The organism is Erwinia sp. MYb375 (assembly GCF_037479175.1).
Lineage (GTDB): Bacteria > Pseudomonadota > Gammaproteobacteria > Enterobacterales > Enterobacteriaceae > Erwinia > Erwinia rhapontici.
The window spans coordinates 1,544,974-1,564,037 of the sequence record NZ_JBBGZS010000023.1; the positions used below are offsets into that span (position 1 = coordinate 1,544,974).

Below are 19,064 nucleotides of genomic sequence, written 5' to 3' on the forward strand. Positions count from 1 at the left end.
CGCGCAAGGGTTATTTTTTCGTTATACGACATGGACCTGGAGATTATGCTGGATCAGCACATCGCCCAGGGTGTTGTCTGACGACAGCGCCGAGTTGTGATAAACGTCAAAGGTCTGCCCTTCTACCGTCCGTTGCCCGGTGGTGGCCCAGACGCCGCCATCGGTATTGGCCAGCGTCACCTGGTCACCCAGCGTCCCTTTGATCAGCAGGTCATCGCTCTGTTTATCGGTAATATTCAGCGCTTCGTTCAAGTCCAGCTTAATGCTGTTATTGCCCGAGGTGCCAAGGTCGATAATCTCCACATGCTCGACTTTCAGACCGAGCGAGGTGAGATCCAGCGCAATATGTTCACCGTTCAGTACCAGGGTATCCGTCCCTGCGCCGCCATCGATATGCGTAAAGTCGAGCGAACTCACCGTGATGGTGTCGTTACCCACGCTACCCGTCACCGATTCGCCGTGCACGGTCTGACCATCCGCCAGCGTAATGGTGACCCCGCCAATGGTGTAGCTGCCGTCATCCGTTGCCGTCGATGCCACTGTTTCACTGCTGGCCGTGGTGCTGGCCGCCGCCGTGGAGGTGGCATGGTCGGTGCTGCTGGTATCGCTGTCGGTCACCAGCGTTGAGGCCACACGCGCCGCCGTATGCACGGTGGGGGTGGTGCTCTCTTCACTGGTGCTGGCCGCACTGATTGAAGACGTATCCGTCGACGCCAGGGATTCATCGGAGGCCACCGCCATCATCACCGAGGCGGTGGTGGCTAACGGCAACACTGAACCCAACAGCAGCGTGGTGACGGTGGTCGCCGGGTTACCTGCGGCATCAACCGCCGTCACTGTGACCACCGAGCTGAGATCCAACGTGCTGAGTAACCCCCCGACGAACTTCGCACTGTACCGTCCATTAGCACCTACCGTCGTGGTCATTGTCTGGGTTTGCCCGCTTTGCGACAGCGTGATCGTCACCGTGGTCCCCGTCGCCAGACGCAGGCTTCCTCCTGAAATGGTCAGCCCGGTCAGCAAGACACTCAACAGACTGGCAACCGCATCAACGCTCACCGCCGGCAGGTTTTGCGTCACGGCGTTGAAGCTGGCGCTGGTGCTGCTGGTGTTACCTGCGCGGTCAGCAACAGTGATTGCCGCAGTATGCTGCCCATCTGCCAGAGAGGTCAGCCCTCCTGCCGGGATGGTCACACTCCAGGTCCCATTAGCGGCTACCGTGCCAGTGTATGAAATCCCTTCAATATTGACAGTGACCCGGCCCCCCGCTGCACTGGTGGACGTCCCGGTAATGACTTGTGCGGTACCGGATTCAGCAAGGTTGAAGTAACCATCGCTGAAGCCCGCGGTATTGCTCAACGTCACCGTCGGCGTGCTGTGAGTACCGACAATCACCGGAACCGTAATCGTGCCGCTGCTGGTACCGGCCCCGTTGATCACACTGGCGCTGATTGACGCCGTGTTATCCGGCAATGCTTTCAGATCCACCGACGGCACCGAAACGCTCCAGCTGCCGTTGGCGGCGACCACCGTGCTGTAGGTCTTCGACCCGACGTTAACCAGAATGGTCGAACCTTCGGCATTAAACGCAGTACCGGAGATGGTTTGCGCCGTCTGCGCTTCCACCGCATTCAGTGCCCCATCGCCAAACAGCGTGCCAAAGGTGATGGTCGGCGTATTGTGCGCAATCACGCTGGCGCTGTTGCTGCCGGACGCGGTATTGCCATACGGGTCAGCCAGGTTGGCGGTGATGGTCAACGGACCGTCCGGTATGGCAGCCAGCGCGGTTTTCGGAATGCTGATACTCCAGTTGCCGTTACTGCCCACCGTCGTACTGTAAGCAATACCATTCAGGGTAAAGCTCACCGTTGAACCCGCCACCGCATTGGTGGAGGTACCGCTGATGGTCTGCGCTGTCGCCAGCTCAGCGGCGTTAAGAACGCCATCACCAAACAGCGTGCCTACGGTGACCGTCGGTGCCACATGCACCCCGATGGTGACGCCGACACTGCTGCTGCCCACATTGCCTACCGCATCGGTCACGGTTGCTGACACCGTCAGTCCCCCCGTCGCCAGACCCAGCAACTGCGCCGATGTGAGTGTCACACCGAAGTTGCCGTTAGAGTCAGTGCTCCCCTGTAAAGTCAGGCCACCGACTTTAATACTGACCAGGGTACCGGTTGGGACATTATTGACATGACCACTTAACAGCTGCCCTAACGAAGAGAGGGCCTCTGTCACACTTAATACCCCATCGCCAAACAGCGGGTTCAGGGTAACCGATGGCAAGGCATGAATGCCCACCGTCCCCGCCAGTGTGCTGCTGCTGCTGTTACCCGCCGTATCGGTGACGGTCACTTTAAGGGTGACACCGCCGTCTAACAGGGTCGCCAGCGCCGATGGTGTCAGCGCCAGGTTAAAGGCCCCGTCAGTCCCTGCCGTGCCGGAGAGCAGTGGCGTGGTGCTGTCACCAACAGTGACCACGACACGCGCCCCCGCCGTGGTGGTGCCGCTGATCAGCTGATTAACCAGTGCATCCGCCGCATTCAGCAGGCCATCCCCGAACAGCTGCGTCTGGTTCAACGACAGGCTTGGCGGAGTCAGACTGACCTGCAGCCCGCCCACAACATTAAGGGTGGACTCATTACCGGACAGGCTGTCTTTCACCGAGGCACTGATATCCAGCAGCCCGGACTGCAGCCCCTGCAACTGACCCAGAGTCAGGCCCGCGCTGAACTTACCATTGGCATCAACCGTCGCGTCAACCTCAGTTGTCCCGATCATCACTTTGATGATGGTACCGGCCGCCACATTTTTCACCGTACCGCTGACCAGCTGACTGGCGACATTGCTCAAATCGGCAATATTCAGTAAGCCGTCACCCAGGATTGGGTTGAGGATAATCTCTGGCTTGATCGTCGCAACAGTGATGCTGGTGCTATTACTGGCAACGTTACCCGCCGGGTCGACCACTTTTACGCCCAGCGACACATTGCCATTCCCGAGCGCCAGCAGATCGGTGGCGGAGAGATTCACGTTCCAGCCGCCGCCCGCCTGCACGGTGGTGGTATACGCTTTAGCGCCCAGCGTCACCGTAACAACCGAGCCAGCCACCGCATTTAATGTGCCGCCGATGGTCTGTCCGGCCTGCGCTTCCAGCAGGTTAAGCACGTTGTTGTCGCCAAACAGGTTGGTCAGCGTGTTAACCACCGGCACATTATTGACAATCGTGGTGACCGATGTCGTCGCGCTGGCAACGTTACCGACGACGTCAGTCACCACCAGATTCAGCGTATTGGCCCCTTCCTGCAAGGTCGCCAGCGCCGCCGGCGGCAATGCCAGAGACCATTTACCATCCTGACCGACAGTGGCGGTCAGGACCTGACCACTGAGCAGCGTGAGTGACACCAATCCCCCCGCTGCGGACACCGCAGTACCGGTGATCAGCTGACTGAGGCCAGCCTCAACCGCATTCAGGTAACCCCCGGAGCCCGCAGGATCGCCAAACACGGTATCAACCGTCAGCCCCAGCAGGCTGTTGAACACTTTGTTAATGGTGATGGCGGCACTGGTCTGGTTGCCATGGTCATCCGCCACTTTCACCGTCAGCACGTTACCGCCCTGCAACAGGGCGCCGATCGCCGTCGGCGTCAGCTCAAGGTTAAAGGCACCGTTGAGGACGGTTCCCTGCGCCAGAGGAACAGTGCTGTTACCGAGGTAAACATAAATATTTTGACCATCGGCTCCCGACACTGTCCCCGTCAGCGTCTGCGTCAGCAGTGATTCAGTCGCGTTGATGACGTTATCACCCAGCAAGGCGTCTACATTAAGCAACGATGGCGCGACAGTATCCACAATCACATTGTTAAGTACCGCAGACCCGGTATTACCCGCCGCATCCTTCACGCTGGCGCTGATGCTGGTAACATCCTGAGCCAGCCCTTGCAGATCGGCAGACGGCACGTTAACCGTCCAGGAGCCGCCAGCCTGCACCACGGCGGTGTAGGTTTTGGTTCCGAGCGTCACAGAAACCGTGCTGCCAATTTCCGATGAGGTACCGGTAATCGTCTGCGATGTGGCCGCTTCCGCCACGGTGAGAATGTTATCTCCGGCAAATTGCGTGATCGTCACAGTAGGCGCAGTGATATCAATCAGAACCGTCGTGTTGGCGACAACAGGGTCGCCAGCGGTCGGCGTAAAGGTCACCACCACCTGCTGTGAACCCGCCGGAAGGTCCGCATTCACCAGCGTCTGGGAAGTAAACTCATTGTTCAGGCGCAGCGCATCGACCGTAATTGTATCGACCAGAGTGCCACCCACCGTGATGGTGATCTGCCCGCCCAGCGACAGAGGGACGTTGTTGAGCGTCCCGCTGATAAGGGTATTAGGGCCATCGGCCACATTGATAATGTTATCGCCGCCGATCGGTGCCAGCGTAATGTAACCGTCAAGCGTTGGGCTGAGGTTTAACCCGACAGCGCCATTAACGCTGGTGGTATTGCCCGCAACGTCAGTAATGGACACCGTGTAATTACCGCCTGCGGCCACCAGTGCAGCGAGATCCGTCACCCCGACATTAATTGTCCATGTTCCGTTGGCACCCACCTGGCCGGTTAAGGTCTGAGCACCAATGCTCAGCGTAACGGTGGCCCCCGCATCAGCAGGATTGGAAATCCCGGTCAGCGTCTGCGTATTCAGGCTTTCGACGTAGTTGAGGACATTATCGCCAGCGAAGGTCAGTCCGTTAATTACCGGGGCAGCCGTATCGATGATAAAGCCTTCGGTGAGGGTATTGGTGTTGCCCCCCGGATCGGTCACGCTGACCTGAAGGGTGTGAGGGCCTTGAGTTGTCACAATATCGGCGAGTTCGCCCGGTGTGAGCGTGGCCGTCCAGTTACCGTTGGCGTCAACAATGGCTGGAATAGGGATATTACCATTGAAGATCACGGTGACGGTTTGCCCTGCGCCAACCGCGCCGGTGGTGCCGCTCAAGACTGTACCCGCCAGATCTGCCACGTTGAGGTAGCCATTATCAAATGGCACTTCCAGCGTAGGCTGCGGCAATGTCAGATAGGCATTGAAGTCGAGCGTTTTCGTCGCCTCATTGCCTGCCGCATCAATCACCGTCACGCTAATCTGATGAGGGTCGTTATTCAGGCCATTCAGCGCCCCGGCAGGCAGCGTGACTGACCAGTCACCGTTTGGCTGTACCACGCCGTCGTAAACCACGCCATTGACATCCACTTTCAACTTAACCGTCTGGTCCTGCCCAGACACGACGGGAATGCCGGTGGTGCCGGTCACGATGAGGGTACCTGCCGCTTCCGCGATACCCAGCCCGTCGCCAAACGGATTAACAATGGTCGGCACAGGCAGCGTCAGCAGTGCATCAAAGCTGCCATCGACCTCCGCCTCATTGCCGTAGGCGTCAGTCGCCACCACGGTAATGGTGTGTTCACCGTTGGCCAGACCAGACAACAGGCCGGTGCTGAGATCCAACGACCAGCTACCATTGGCATTAACGACGGCAGGCACGGCTGCCGCGCCGTCAATACTGACGGTGACCGTCTGACCCGCACCTAATACCCCCGTCGATCCCCTCAACACCTGATCGACCGCGGCTTCCGCAATATTGAGCAGGCCATCAACGAACGGAGGGGTAATCGTCGGAACGGGCACATCGTTAATCGCCACGGTCAGCGATGCATCTGCCGGGATCCCGACGTTGCCCACGCCATCCGTCACCGTCACCGTAATTGGCCAGTTGCCGTCCGGCAGCGTGGCTAATACGCCACCCGACAGCGGCAGACTCCAGGTGCCATCACCGTTGATGATGGCCTCAATCGGCGTACCGTTCACATTAACAATGACATGGGTGTTAGCCGGATCGCCGTTAAAGGTCACATTCCCCCCCAACGTGATCCCGCCAGCGACTTCATTCAGCGTCAAAATACCGTTACCCGCCAGCGACAGCGGATCGAGGGTGACCGTCGGTAATCCGGTGACAATCGCGGGGAAGTCCAGCGAGGTTGATGCCGTATTGCCCGCCGCATCGCCGACCACAATCACAATCTCATGGCCTGCCCCCGTGCTGTTGCCCAAAGCAAGCAGCTGTGTCGGGGTTAAGTTGGCCGTCCAGACACCGTTTGCATCAACACTGGCGGCATAGACGTTGCCGTTAATCGTCAGAACGATAGTCTGCCCTGCACCGATCACACCTGTCGTGCCTGTCAGCGTCTGCGACACTGCGGCTTCGGCCACATCCAGCAGACCATCAACAAACGGCTGGTTGATCACCGGGTTAAGCGTATTGGTCAGTATCAGCTCGGCATCGGCCGATACGCTCACCGGGTTGACCGCATCCACTGTTGATACGCTGACCTGAATAACACCATTGCCCATCGCGGCCAGATCGGCGGCCGGGATAGTCACCGACCATCCCCCCAGACCATCCAGAACCACAGGGGAGTAAGTCTGTGTCCCGACAGTCACCACCAGGCTGGCACCGTTCGGCAGATTATCCACCGTGCCCCGGATCGTCTGATCAACTAAAACTTCGGTACTGTTAAGGAAGCCATCAACGAATGGCGTCTCCAGGGTCAGTTCCGTGAGGGCGTTCACCGCCACGTTGACGTCAATAATTTGTTCTGTGGTGTTGCCGTACGCATCCTTCACGGAGACACTGAGCCCCAGGTCACCGTCCACCAATGCCAGCAAATCAGCACTTGGAATGGTGGTACTCCAGTTGCCCAGGTTATCGGAGAGCACGCTGTAGACATTGGTCCCAAGGGTGATCTCAACGTTGAGATTCGGCGCTGTATTGCCTGACAACACCAGCCCCGCCAGAGCATCCGCCAGGCTGAGCACACCGTCCGTCACCAGGTTAGCGTCGATTTCCAGTAGTGGCGGTTGAGTATGAACGGTAAAGCTCTCATTGGCCGTCGCGGTATTGCCTGCGATGTCGTTACCGCTGGCAGTAATGGCATTGCTGTTCTGCGGCAGATTTTGCGCATCAGTCTGTGGGATCGTCGCTGTCCAGTTACCGTCGCTGTCCACGGTTGCCGTATAGTCTTTACCATTCACGCGCACGATAATGGTGTCACCTTCCGGAATATGCTGGCTGCTACCGGTGATGATGACGCCATTCGGATCGCGTGACTCGTTGTAGTTCACCATGTCATCACTGGTGACCGGGTTGATGGTAATGGAAGGCAGATCGTCACCGCGCGCGATAACGGTAAAGTCACGGGTATCATCGGCTACATTACCGTAGATATCGTTAACCGAGACACTCACCTGCTGCGGGCCATCCGCAATGCTTCCCACTGCCGTAGCCGGTACCAGGTAACTCCATACTCCGCCGTTAACTTCAGCGTAAAACGTCTGTCCGTTAAAGGTAATCTCTACCATCTGGCCATCAGCAACATTGGTGGTGGTCCCGCTTAACTGCAGTGCCTGACCCACTTCACTGGTGTTGAGATAGTCATCACCCGTGATCGCATCAATGGTGATCAACGGCAGATCGCCTGCAGCGGCCCTCACGTCGACGGTTTCCGTGGCCACCAACGAGGTGTTACCCGCTTTGTCGGTCAGCGTGGCAGTGACCGTATAACTGGCGTCGGCCAGGTTCTGCGTTACGCTACCCGGCAGATCAAAGCGCCAGCTACCATCCTCCTGCACAATCGCAATGTAAGCAGGCTGGTTACCGTTAAAGGTGATGCTAACCTGCTGGCCTGCTTCATCCGGCGATGCCGTGCCGCTGATGGTCACGGTTTGCAGAATTTCAGTGCCGTTAATCACGTTATCACCGGCAACCGGATCCAGGCTCAGCGTTGGCGCAGTCCGATCAACGATAACGGAACTGCTGATGCTGCCCGTGTTGCCCTGCGCATTGGTCACGTCCACGCTGATGGGCAGGCTGCCCTCGCCGAGGGCCTGCAACTGTGTGGTACTCAGGGGTAGCGTCCAGTTACCGTTAATGTCTGCCGTAACAGGGAACGCCTGGCTGCCGATGGTAACAATCACCGTCTGCCCGGCACCGATCGCGCCGGTGGTGCCCGTGAGGGACTGCCCGGCAGGATCAGTCGCTTCGCTATTGTTGAGATAACCATCGCCAAACGGGAGGTTAATCGTTGGCTGCAGTGCGCCGGTAGCCAGCGTCACGTTGGTACTGACAGGGGTGCTGTTACCTGCGGCATCCGTCACGGTGGCCGTCAGCGTATAGCTGCCGTTGGCAACACCGGTCAGGGCATCGGCCGAAATAGTCAGGTTCCAGTTCCCCTGATCATCGACGGTGGTAGTGTATGTCTGTCCATTGAACACCACGCTGACTGTCTGGCCTTCCTGCGCCCCGGTACTGCCCCCGCTGATGGTGACGCCCTGCGCGGCTTCAGTAGTGTTGATCACACCGTCAGTGGCGATCGGATCCAGCGTAATCGTTGGTGCGACCGTATCCACACCGACCGTCACCGTCTGGCTACTGCTGTTGCCTGCCACATCCGTGACCGTAACGGCCAGATCTGCCCCTGTCTGCGGCAGACCTTGCAAGACTGCCGACGGCAAAGGAATGCTCCAGTTACCGTTAGTATCCACCGTGCCGGTATAGGTGGTGGTGCCGATAAGCACGGACACCGTTTGTCCTGCCCCCGCCACCCCCGTGGTGCCATACAACGTCTGCCCCAGTGCCGCTTCACTGGCGTTCAGTACGCCATCGCCAAACGGGATATCGACGCTGATTTGCGGCAGATTATGGACAACCACGTTCAGTGTGGCGTTACTGGCAACCGGATTACCGTTGGCATCCAGCGTACTGGCAGAAACAATGGTTTGGCCGTCAGCCAGGCCCGCCAGCGCACTTGCCGGTACCAGCGCACTCCACACGCCACCGGCACCCACGTTCACGGTAAAGGTCTGACCATTAATCAATACTGACACCGGGGTGCCCGTCGCCACGTTGGCGGTATGACCGGTAACGATCAGCGACTGCTGAGCCTCATCGGCACTGAGATAACCGTCGCTGATCGGATCGATACTGATCCCCGAGGCAAGGGTGTTCACCGTGATAGTGAGAGTGTTGCTGGCTGGGTTGCCCGCAGCATCACTCACCGCGGCAGTAATGGTTGGTGTGCCGTTCTGCAAGGTACCGGACGGAATGCTGATGCTCCAGCTGCCATCTGACTGTACAACCGGGTTATAGACCTGCGAACCCAGGGTGACGGTCACCGTCTGTCCCTGCTCAACATTTGTCGTTGTACCGGACAACAACTGACTGCTCTGCTGTTCAGCACCATCAACGATATTGTTGCCGGCAAAGGTATTAATCGTAATCGTGGGGAGATCCGCCGCATCCGCTTTCACCACCAGCGTGCTGGTGACAGGGGCACTGCTGTTCTGCGCCGCATCCGTCGCCGTCACACTCACCGCGTAGCTGCCGTCCGGAATGGCCTGTAAATCTTCTGCAGGAACGTTTACCGTCCAGATTCCGCCGCTCACCACTACCGGCGGATAAGTGACGCCGTTCAGCGTCACAACAATGCTGCTGCCATTTTCACCCGTTCCGGAAACCGCCAGATCGGCGCCCCGCTCTGCGGCATTCAGCACACCGTCACCCGCTATCACATCAACGGTGACCGCCGGCGCCAGGGTATCAACGTTAAACGGTACGGTGAGCTCAGCCGGGTTGCCCGCGGCATCGGTGATCAACACATCGAGCGAATTGCCATCCTGCTGTAAAGCGGATAACGCGGTACCCGGGATTGCCACGCTCCAGTTGCCGTTAGCGTCAACCGTGCCGGTATAAGTGATACCTGCCAGTGTGATGGTGACCGTCTGACCGTCGCCAGGGATACCGGTGGAGCCGGTCAGGGTTTGCGTACTGCCTGCCTCTGTCGCATTCAGGACGCTATCACCGAACGGTGCATCAACCACCACGTTGGGCAGATTCGTCACGTGAACTTCCAGAGAGCTGCTGCTGGTCACTGCCGAACCTGTCGCATCAGTGCCACTCACGGTTACCGTCAGCGGCCCATCCACTAAGGGGATAGCCCCCGGTTGCAAGGTTAATGTCCACTGACCATTTGCGCCAACGGTGACCGGGAAGTCGGTACCACCCACGCTGACCGTCAGCAGAGTACCGACCGTGAAGTTAGCTGAAGTACCGCTGATTTCCAGCGGCTGAGCCGCCTCCTGTGCATTGAGGAAACCATCACCGCTGATCGGATTGATTGCCAGGCCCGAAAGCAGGTTGTTCACCTCAAAGCTTCCGGTTTGTTCAATCGCTGTATTGGCACTGTTGCTGACAGAAACCACATAGGTTTGCTGTCCGTTGCTTAATGCTTCCAGCGCCGTCGCGGGAAGCGTAATGCTCCATGCGCCGCTCGCCTGTACCACGCCACTGTAAGTGACGCCGTTCAGCGCGAGGGTAACGAGTTGACCTTCTTCCACGTTGGTAGTGGTCCCGGTCAGTTTCTGGCTGACATGCTGCTCTGCACCATCAACAATATCGTTGCCGGTAAACGGATCAACCGTAATCGTCGGTTGCGAGGTATTGATCTGCACCGTGGTCGTCTGGGTAGTTTTGTTGCCGGCCAGATCGGTTTCCGTAACGCTGACCGGGTAGCTGTTGCCCGTGAGAGCGCCGAGGTCAGTTGCATTCACCTCTACCGACCACAGGCCGTTAACCCCAACGGTGGTCTCGTAAGTTTTGCCATTCAGCGTCACCACAATGGCTGCGCCATTTTCACCCGTACCGCTGATGGCGATACCATTTTGCTGCTCGCTGGCGTTGATAATATTGTCGCCTGTGACAGGATCCAGCGCCAACGATGGTGCAAGCGTGTCAACAGTGAAATTGCTGCTGCTGGCTGAGGTGTTGCCTGCCGGGTCTTTCACTACCACGCTGACGGTGTTGGTACCGCTGTTCAGGGCCGCCAGATCGCCGGTCGGCACGCTCACCGCCCAGCTGTTGTCGTTGCCCACGGTGGTCAGATAAACCTTGCCGTTCAACGTGACGCGCACGCTGTCGCCAGGCGTACCGGTCCCCGTGATCGCCAGAGGTTGCGCCAGCTCAGTGCCATTCAGATAGCCATCAGATACCGGAGTGATCATAAAATCAGGTGGCGTGGTGTCCAGCACAATCGGACGTGTGACCGTCACGCTGTCACCGACCGATGGTGTTGCAACCACCGTCACGGTATAACCCGTGTCGGCCAGCCCTGCGAGGGCCGTGGACGGAATGGTGGCGCTCCACAGACCATCAGGCCCGACGGTGGCGTTATAAGACTGGTTATTAAAGGTGACCACCACACTGGTGGTGCCGTCCGGTACGCTACCGGTAACGGTCAGACCTGCGGCCGCTTCCAGTGCATTAACCACATCGTCACCCGCGACCGGGTTCACCAGCAGCGCGTTGGATACAGCGGTATCCAGAATCACCGAGGTGTTCTGCGTCACGCTGTTGCCTTCCGGATTGGTGACCACAATGGTGACCGGGTTCTGCCCCTGATCGAGATTATCGAGCGTGGTCACCGGGAAGGTGACCGACCACTTGCCGTCACTGCCTACCGTGGTATCCAGCGTGGTGCCGCCAAGGGTGACGCTGACGCTGTCCCCAATGGTGCCGCTACCGGTGATATCCAGTGGCTGCGTCACCTCAACGCGATCGATGATGCCGTCACCACCGATCGGATCGAGGGTGTACGTTGGCGCGGCGGTATCAACAATCACCACCTCAGTATCCACCGTTTTGTTGCCTGCCGGATCGGTGACGGTAACAGTGACATCGTAGCCACCGTCTTGCAGCAGGGCCAGGTCAGCAGGTGGGATGGTTACCGTCCAGCTGCCATTGTTGCCGAATACCGCGTTATAGGTTTTACCCTCCAGCGTGATCACCACGGTATTACCCGCAGCGGTGGTGCCTTCAATCACCAGCGGTGCCTGTTGTTCGGTGGCATTGATAATGCCATCTTCGGCGATGGTACCCAGCGTCAGAGAAGGCAGATCGGTGGCAATCGTGACGGATGACGGCCCGGCTTCGGCGCTGTTCCCGGCCACATCAATCGCCGTAACCAGAATGGAAGACGCCCCCTTCGGATCCAAATCCAGTAACTGCTGCGTGGTCAGCACCAGAGTCCAGACGCCGGAGCTGTTAACGGTGGCCTCAAACGCACTGTTGCCGATGTTAATGATTACTCTTTGACCGTCGCCCAGTTCCCCGGTGGTGCCCGTCAGGGTCTGCCCGGTAAGTGCTTCAGCATTGGTGAGCGTATTATCGCCAAACGGCGTATCCAGCGTTGGGTTCGGCAGGTTGGTGACATGCACAATCAGCGAGGCGTTGCTGGTGGCCAGTGGGTTATCACTGCTGTCGTAAACGGTCGCGACACCCGTTACGGTGCCATTGGTCAACGCTCCCACGTCAGCACGCGGAATGTTGACCAGCCAGGTTCCGTCAGGCTGCAATATGCCATCATACGGGATGCCATTAAAGCTGAAGGTCACTCTGCTGTCAGCAGGCACATTCAGCGTGGTCAGAATGATATCCAGCCCCTCTGCCACCTGAGACTCAGCGAAGTTGAGGTAGCCATCGTCACTGATCGGGCTGACGGCAATTGCGGGCTGCGTGTCATCGACGTTGAAGGTTTTATCCGTGGTGCCGGTATTGCCCGCTTTGTCGGTGACACTGGCGGTCAGGGTGTACGATCCGTTCGCCAGCCCCTCCAGCACCTCTGTTGGCAGATTGGCCTGCCAGCCGCCGCCGGACTGAATGAGAGCGGTGGTGGTGTACGTCGCGCCATTGCCACTCAGCGTCAGCGTCAGGGTCTGCCCGGCTTCCACATTGGAAGCCGTACCGGTGATCATCTGGTCCACCTGCTGTTCAGCGCCGTCAACACTGTTATTCGGCGTGACGTTGTTGACAACAATGGACGGTACCCCGGTATCCACGACCAGCGGGGTGCTGGTGATAGTCGTGTTGCCCGCCGGATCAACGGCTGTCACCGAGAGCGTATAGTCGCCATCAGTCACCCCGGCCACCACGTTGCCCGGGATCAGGGCAGACCAGGACCCGTCGGCACCGACCACGGTCGTAACCGTGGTTCCCGCCAGCTCCACGCGGATAACATTGCCGGCTTCACCGGTGCCGGTCACCGTCAGCGGCTGGATAGACTCTGCGGCATTGATATAGCCCCCGGAAACCGCATTAACGGTCACTGGCGGCGGAGTGATATCCACCTCAATGGTACGGACCACGGTGGTCACGTTGCCGGCTTCATCGGTGCTGGTGACCTGCAGTTCATAGCTGCTCGCGGTCAGCGCTTTCAGCACGTTAACCGGCAGCTCGATCTCCCAGTGCCCGGTGCCATCCACGACAACGTCATACGTCTGGTTGTTCAGTGTGACACTGATACGGTCACCCTGCGTACCTGACCCACCGATGGTCTGTATCTCGTTCTGTTCTTCAAGGTTAATGCGGTTATCGGCCGCTACCGGATCCAGCGTGACCACCGGTACCACAGTATCCACGGTAAAGTCGGTATCGACTTTAACGCTGTTGCCCGCATTATCACCCAGCGTCACGGAGACAGTATTTGGGCCCTGCGGCAGGTTTTGCAGCGTGGCAGACGGTACCGATACGCTCCAGTTACCCAGCGCATCCACTGTACCGGTATAGGTGATGCCGCCAATCAGCACGTTCACCGTCTGACCTGCGCCCTCAACGCCCGACGACCCACTGATGGTCTGTGCACTACTCGCCTCGGCAGCATTGAGATAATCATCACCAAACAGCGGGTTGATCTCCGGCAGGAAGCCCGGAAGCACTTCACTGTTGAGTGAGTGCTCAACGGTGATGGTATTGCCATTGACATCAACGGTGCTGGCAGTGACTAACAGCGTGGTGTTGGTCAGGTTCGTGAGGTCTGCTGGTGGAACCGTGACCGTCCAGCTGCCGTCGCTGTTGGTGGTGGTAAGATAGGATTTTCCGCGGAACGATACTGATACCGAACTGCCTGTGGCCACAAAGCGGCTGAAACCGTGGATCGACAGCGGCAACAGCGCCTCACTGGCGTTCAGCGTATTGTCGTCGCTGATTACTCCGATGGCGATGGCGCTGAAGGTATTATCAACGGTGAAGCTGCCATTAGTGCTGGCCGGGTTACCGGCGACATCGCTGACGCTGACGGTATAATTATCGGTGCCATTCGCCAGATTATGCAGCGCCGAAGCCGGAACCAGCACACTCCAGCTGCCATCTGACAGTACCTGACCGGTGTAATTTGCACCATTGAGGCTGACAGTGACCGTCTGACCGGCCTGGACATTCGTGGTGGTCCCGGTGACAAACTGAGACAGCCCTTTTTCCGCGCCATCGAGGATATTATCGCCCGCAAATGCACCAACGGTGACGCTCGGGAGTGAACCGCTGGCCGCAATCACCGTCAGTGGCTGGCTGCTGCTGCCGCTGTTGCCCAGGGGGTCGGTGGCCGTCGCAGTCACGGTGTAGGTGTTGTCAGCCAGGCCGGTAACGACGTTCGCGGGAAGGGTTGCGGTCCAGTTACCACCAGCATCCACCGTGGCGGGGTAATCAACGCCATTGACGCTCACCACCACCGTGGCACCCGGCTCGGTAGTCCCGGTAATGGCCAGCGCCGCATTGTGCTCCAGCGCATTGAGATAACCGTCGCCGGAAACGGGTGCAACGGTCACTGTCGGTGAAGCTGTATCGATGGTGACCGGGGTCAGCGTCGTCGTTTCATTGCCGCCGCTGTCGCGAGCCGTGACGCTGATATCATATTTACCATCGGCGAGCGTTTGCAGTGTCGATGGCGCAATATTGACGCTCCAGTTGCCATCCGCATCGGCGGCAGTACGGTAGGTCACGCCGTTAAGTACTACCGTAATGGTGCTCAACGGGTCTGCTGTCCCGGAAAGCGGCAGCGGCTGGCCCTGTTCGGTGCGGTTGATCACCCCGTCCCCCGCTACCGCGCCGACATTCAGGTCTGGCGCGAGTGTGTCCACGCTGACGCTGGCATTATGGATAACTTCATTTCCTGCGGCATCGCGCACCGTCACGATCACATTGTTGCTGCCCTGCTGCAGCAACGCTAAATCAGCAGGGAGTAAGTTAACACTCCAGGCGCCCGTGGCAGGGTTCACCGTGGCGTTATAGGAGGTGCCGTTTATCTCAACGGTGACCGTCTGATCCGGCAGTGTCAATCCGGTGTTACCGGTGATCGTCTGCGGTGTGGTTGATTCGGTCAGATTAAGGATATTGTCGCCACCAAAGGCAGCGTTGACAGTGACATTGTCCGGGAAGTTGGCCTGCACCCCAATGTTCAGCGTGGCGCTGATGCCAGGATCGGTGGCAACTTCGACCTTAATATCATAAGTATTGTTAGCGACCCCAACGAAGTCAGCAGGCGGAATTTCAGTGGTCCATTTACCGTCTGCACCCACGGTGGCAGTGTAGGATTTATCGTTAAACGTCACGGTGAGCAGGGTGCCCTGCGGCACGCCCTGACTACTGCCGCTGACAGTCACCGGTGACCCGGCTTCCGACGCGTTGATCCAGTTATCGCCACCGACCGGCGCAATCGCCAGCGTCACGGCTAACGGATCGTTAATCACGGGATAACTGCCGCCAAACAGAGCGGTGACGCCGGCAGCATTGGACACGGACACACCGTAATTCACAGATTCGCCGTTAGTCAGGCCTGCCAGTGCATCGGCAGGAATGGTGACATGCCATAATCCCCCCGCCAGCACGGTCGTCGGGTATTGCTCGCCGTTGAACGTGACAATCAGGGGCTGGCCCTGCTCAACATTGAGCACCCGGCCACTCAATTCCTGATCCACACCCAGTTCGGCATTTTGCAGAACGTTGTCTCCGGCAAAAGTATTCACCTCGATCAACGGCTGGCTGCCCGGTTCAACGGCGAGAGTGACATTCCCGTATGCCGTCGTCACGTTACCTGCCGCATCGGACGCTTCCACTCTTATTGGGTAACTGCCGTCGGCCAGAGCGGCCTTGTCGGCGTCAGAAACCACAATGCTCCATTCGTTATTGCCATTCGCATTGCCGGTCAGGCTCAGTTCCCGGTCACCGATGAAGACGCGAATGATACTGCCCGATTCCGCCGTCCCGCTGATAGTCAGGGTGCCCAGTTCATCAGCGGAAACGTAGTTATCGCCATTACCGGTGACAGGTGTCAGCGTAACGCCCGTCGGTGCCACGGTATCCACACTCAGCGGGAGGGTGGTTTCAGCGGAGGTATTACCGTATTTGTCGGTAGAGGTGACAATCAGGTCGTTACTCCCCTGATCGAGCTGTTGTAACGCCGAAGCCGGAATATTCACACTCCAGCTACCGTCGGGATTCACTGAAGCGGTATACGTCTGACCATCCAGAGAGACGGTCACCGATTGACCGCCAACGCTGCTGCCGGTGATTGTCAGCGGTTGCGTGATGTCAGTGGCATTCAGCGCACTGTCAAACGGCGCGACAGTGACAACCGGAGGCGTATTATCCACCGTCACCTGAACTGTGCTGCTGCCCGTGTTACCCGCCGGATCGGTGATATTCACCACCAGAGGTAATGTCCCTTGCGTGGGATCGGTCACTGAACCCGCCGGAATAGTGACACTCCAGCTTCCGTCGTTATTGACCGTACCGGGGTATTTCTCACCGTTAAAATCGATGGAAACCGTCTGATTAGGGCCCGTCACGCCGGTCGTCCCGGTCACAGTCTGCGGCTGACCGATTTCCGTTCCGCTTAACACACCATCGCCAAACGGCAGATCGACCTGCACGACTGGCGCAGTGGTGATGACATCCACCGAGACAGTGGTGCTGTTTTCAATGAGGGTGCCATTAGGTAGCGTAACGCTGGCAACAATCAGATTCGAGCCCTGCGGGAGTTGTTGCAGGTCGGCTGACGGCACCGTTACCGTCCAGCTGCCGCCTGCCTGAGTGACAGCAGGATAACTTACCCCCCCCAGGGTTACAGACACGGCAGTGCCCACCGGTACGCCACTCGCCGACCCGCTCAGGGTGAGCGTGCCCTGTGCTTCATTCGCACTGAGATAGCCATCGTCACTGACCGGCGAGGTAATGCTGACGCTTGGGGTGGTGCTTTCCTGCACGTTGAAATTGTGAGTCGCAGTGGCAGACGTGCCCCCCGTATTGGTCACGCTGGCAGAAATCGTCGCACTGCCAGTAGACAACAGCGCAAGATCGGCCGCCGGCACCGACACGCTCCATACGCCGTCAGCATCCACCGTTCCGGTGTAGGTTTTTCCGTTCAGCGTAACGGTAACGGTTTGCCCCTGTTGCACGTTAACGGTCGTGCCGCTCAGGGTTTGTGAGGTCAGTTTTTCCGCGCCATCGAGCACATCGTTACCGGCAAAAATACCAATGGCAATCTGAGGCACGTTTGCCGCCGGAGAGACTTCAACAGTGAAGTTATGCGTATCGCTAGCCGACTGGCCTGCGGTGTTGCTCACCGAGGCTGAAATGGTCGCCGAGCCGTTTGCCAGCGCCTCTAAGGCCGAAACGGGCACCGCCACACTCCAGCTACCGTTAGCCTGCACGGTGGCGTTATAGGTGACGCCGTTCAGCACGATCACTACCGTTTGTCCGGCTTGCACGTTGGTGGTGGTGCCGCTTAACAGCTGAGTGGTCTCTTTTTCTGCGGCGCTCAATACGTTATCGCCCGCGAAGGTGCCAATGGTCAGTGTCGGCGCGTTAGCAGGAGGGTTAGGAGGATTGGGAGGGTTCGTCCCACCGCCGTTACCGCCATCATCACCACCACCACCACCACCGCCACCACCCAGTGCGGCAGCACCCAGCCCTACCAGGCCAAGCGCACCCAGACCGGCAGCGGTGACAAGGCCGGGGCCCGCCCCGGTATCGGCCAGCAGCAGAGGTTCAATACTTCCCAGAGATTCATACTGCGGCGTGATGACCATCGCGGTCTGCGCATCGGCAAACTCGCTGGTCAGCGGGAACAGAGCGTGTTCCGGCGGATTCACCCCGTCATCGAACACCAGTTCGCTGTGATCGCCATCCACGTCATCCAAGAAGAACTGCTGATAGCGCACGGTGGTGCCATCTTTCATGTGCAGAATGAGGTCGTTACCCTGGCGCTCGTATTCGGCCACCATTTCGCGCGTGCCATGCACTTTTACGATGCTGGGTTGATTAAGGATAACGTTCCTGGACGAGCCCGCATTGGCCTGGGAGAGAATAGAGCCGTCGTCGCGTGAGAGAATGTCTACGCGGCCATCATTGAGCTGTGCCATTTTAGTAACCTCATGTACATCAGATAACAGGATTTAAAAGTTCAACGCGATAAAAGTGAAAAAAAACTTCACCTTTAGCTCGCCTTAAACAAAATATTTTCACGCCGTGTTGAGCGCTACTTTTCACCTGATGCACAGTCAGAGAGAGACTCTCCCTGAAAAAAATGGCTTAAATTTGCTGAAATTGACTTATTTTTTGTTTAATTCCTCATTCACATATAATTAATAAAATGAATGTATGATTTGATTAAAATTTATCGATATGATTAATTATTTTGATTTAAAGGTTTAGTACAGTAGCCGGTTAATTGCCAAAAAATGCTGAAAAATAATGTGGGCACTGATTAATGATTTGATTTAGTTAACAGAAAAAATATTTTTACGATGGCCGTTTAGACACTTTTTGTTATAAAACCGGCTGAACAGAAGTAATAACATGGGGTTAATGACGCGAAAATTTCATGTTGATTCGTGACCGTACGCACAAGGCAATCACACGGTTAAAAAGCCACCCCCCACTCACCGTGTGAGATAATAAAAACGGTATTTTATGTTCCCTTCCAATAATTTGAGTTAAGTGAAAGTGACTCAGACTCAGCCAGGAGTCTTCTTAATATTTGGCTTTAAGGGACAATTCTGATTCATCGCCCTATTTATCCAGGTTATTAACTTTGCCCATCCTGTCTTTCTGTGTTGCAGCCCGCCCGGCATCGCCTTCGCAGGCAGGGTTTAGCTTCTTAACTGGCGACAATTGTGGTAAAAAATGGAGT

At 57.6% G+C, this 19,064-nt stretch carries 1 protein-coding gene; it reads right to left on the reverse strand.

All coding sequences use genetic code 11. The features are described 5' to 3' along the window. Window positions 1-21: 21 nt before the first annotated feature. The gene (locus WH279_RS20000) at window positions 22-18,294 is read right to left on the reverse strand and encodes an Ig-like domain-containing protein (RefSeq protein ID WP_339458154.1); all 18,273 of its coding nucleotides are present in this window, start codon (window positions 18,292-18,294) and stop codon (window positions 22-24) included. Window positions 18,295-19,064: the final 770 nt, after the last annotated feature.

Bases quoted from the DNA above. Each gene is read 5' to 3' on its own strand.
- WH279_RS20000 (WP_339458154.1), bottom strand. From the start codon at position 18,294: ATGGCACAGCTCAATGATGGCCGCGTAGACATTCTCTCACGCGACGAC.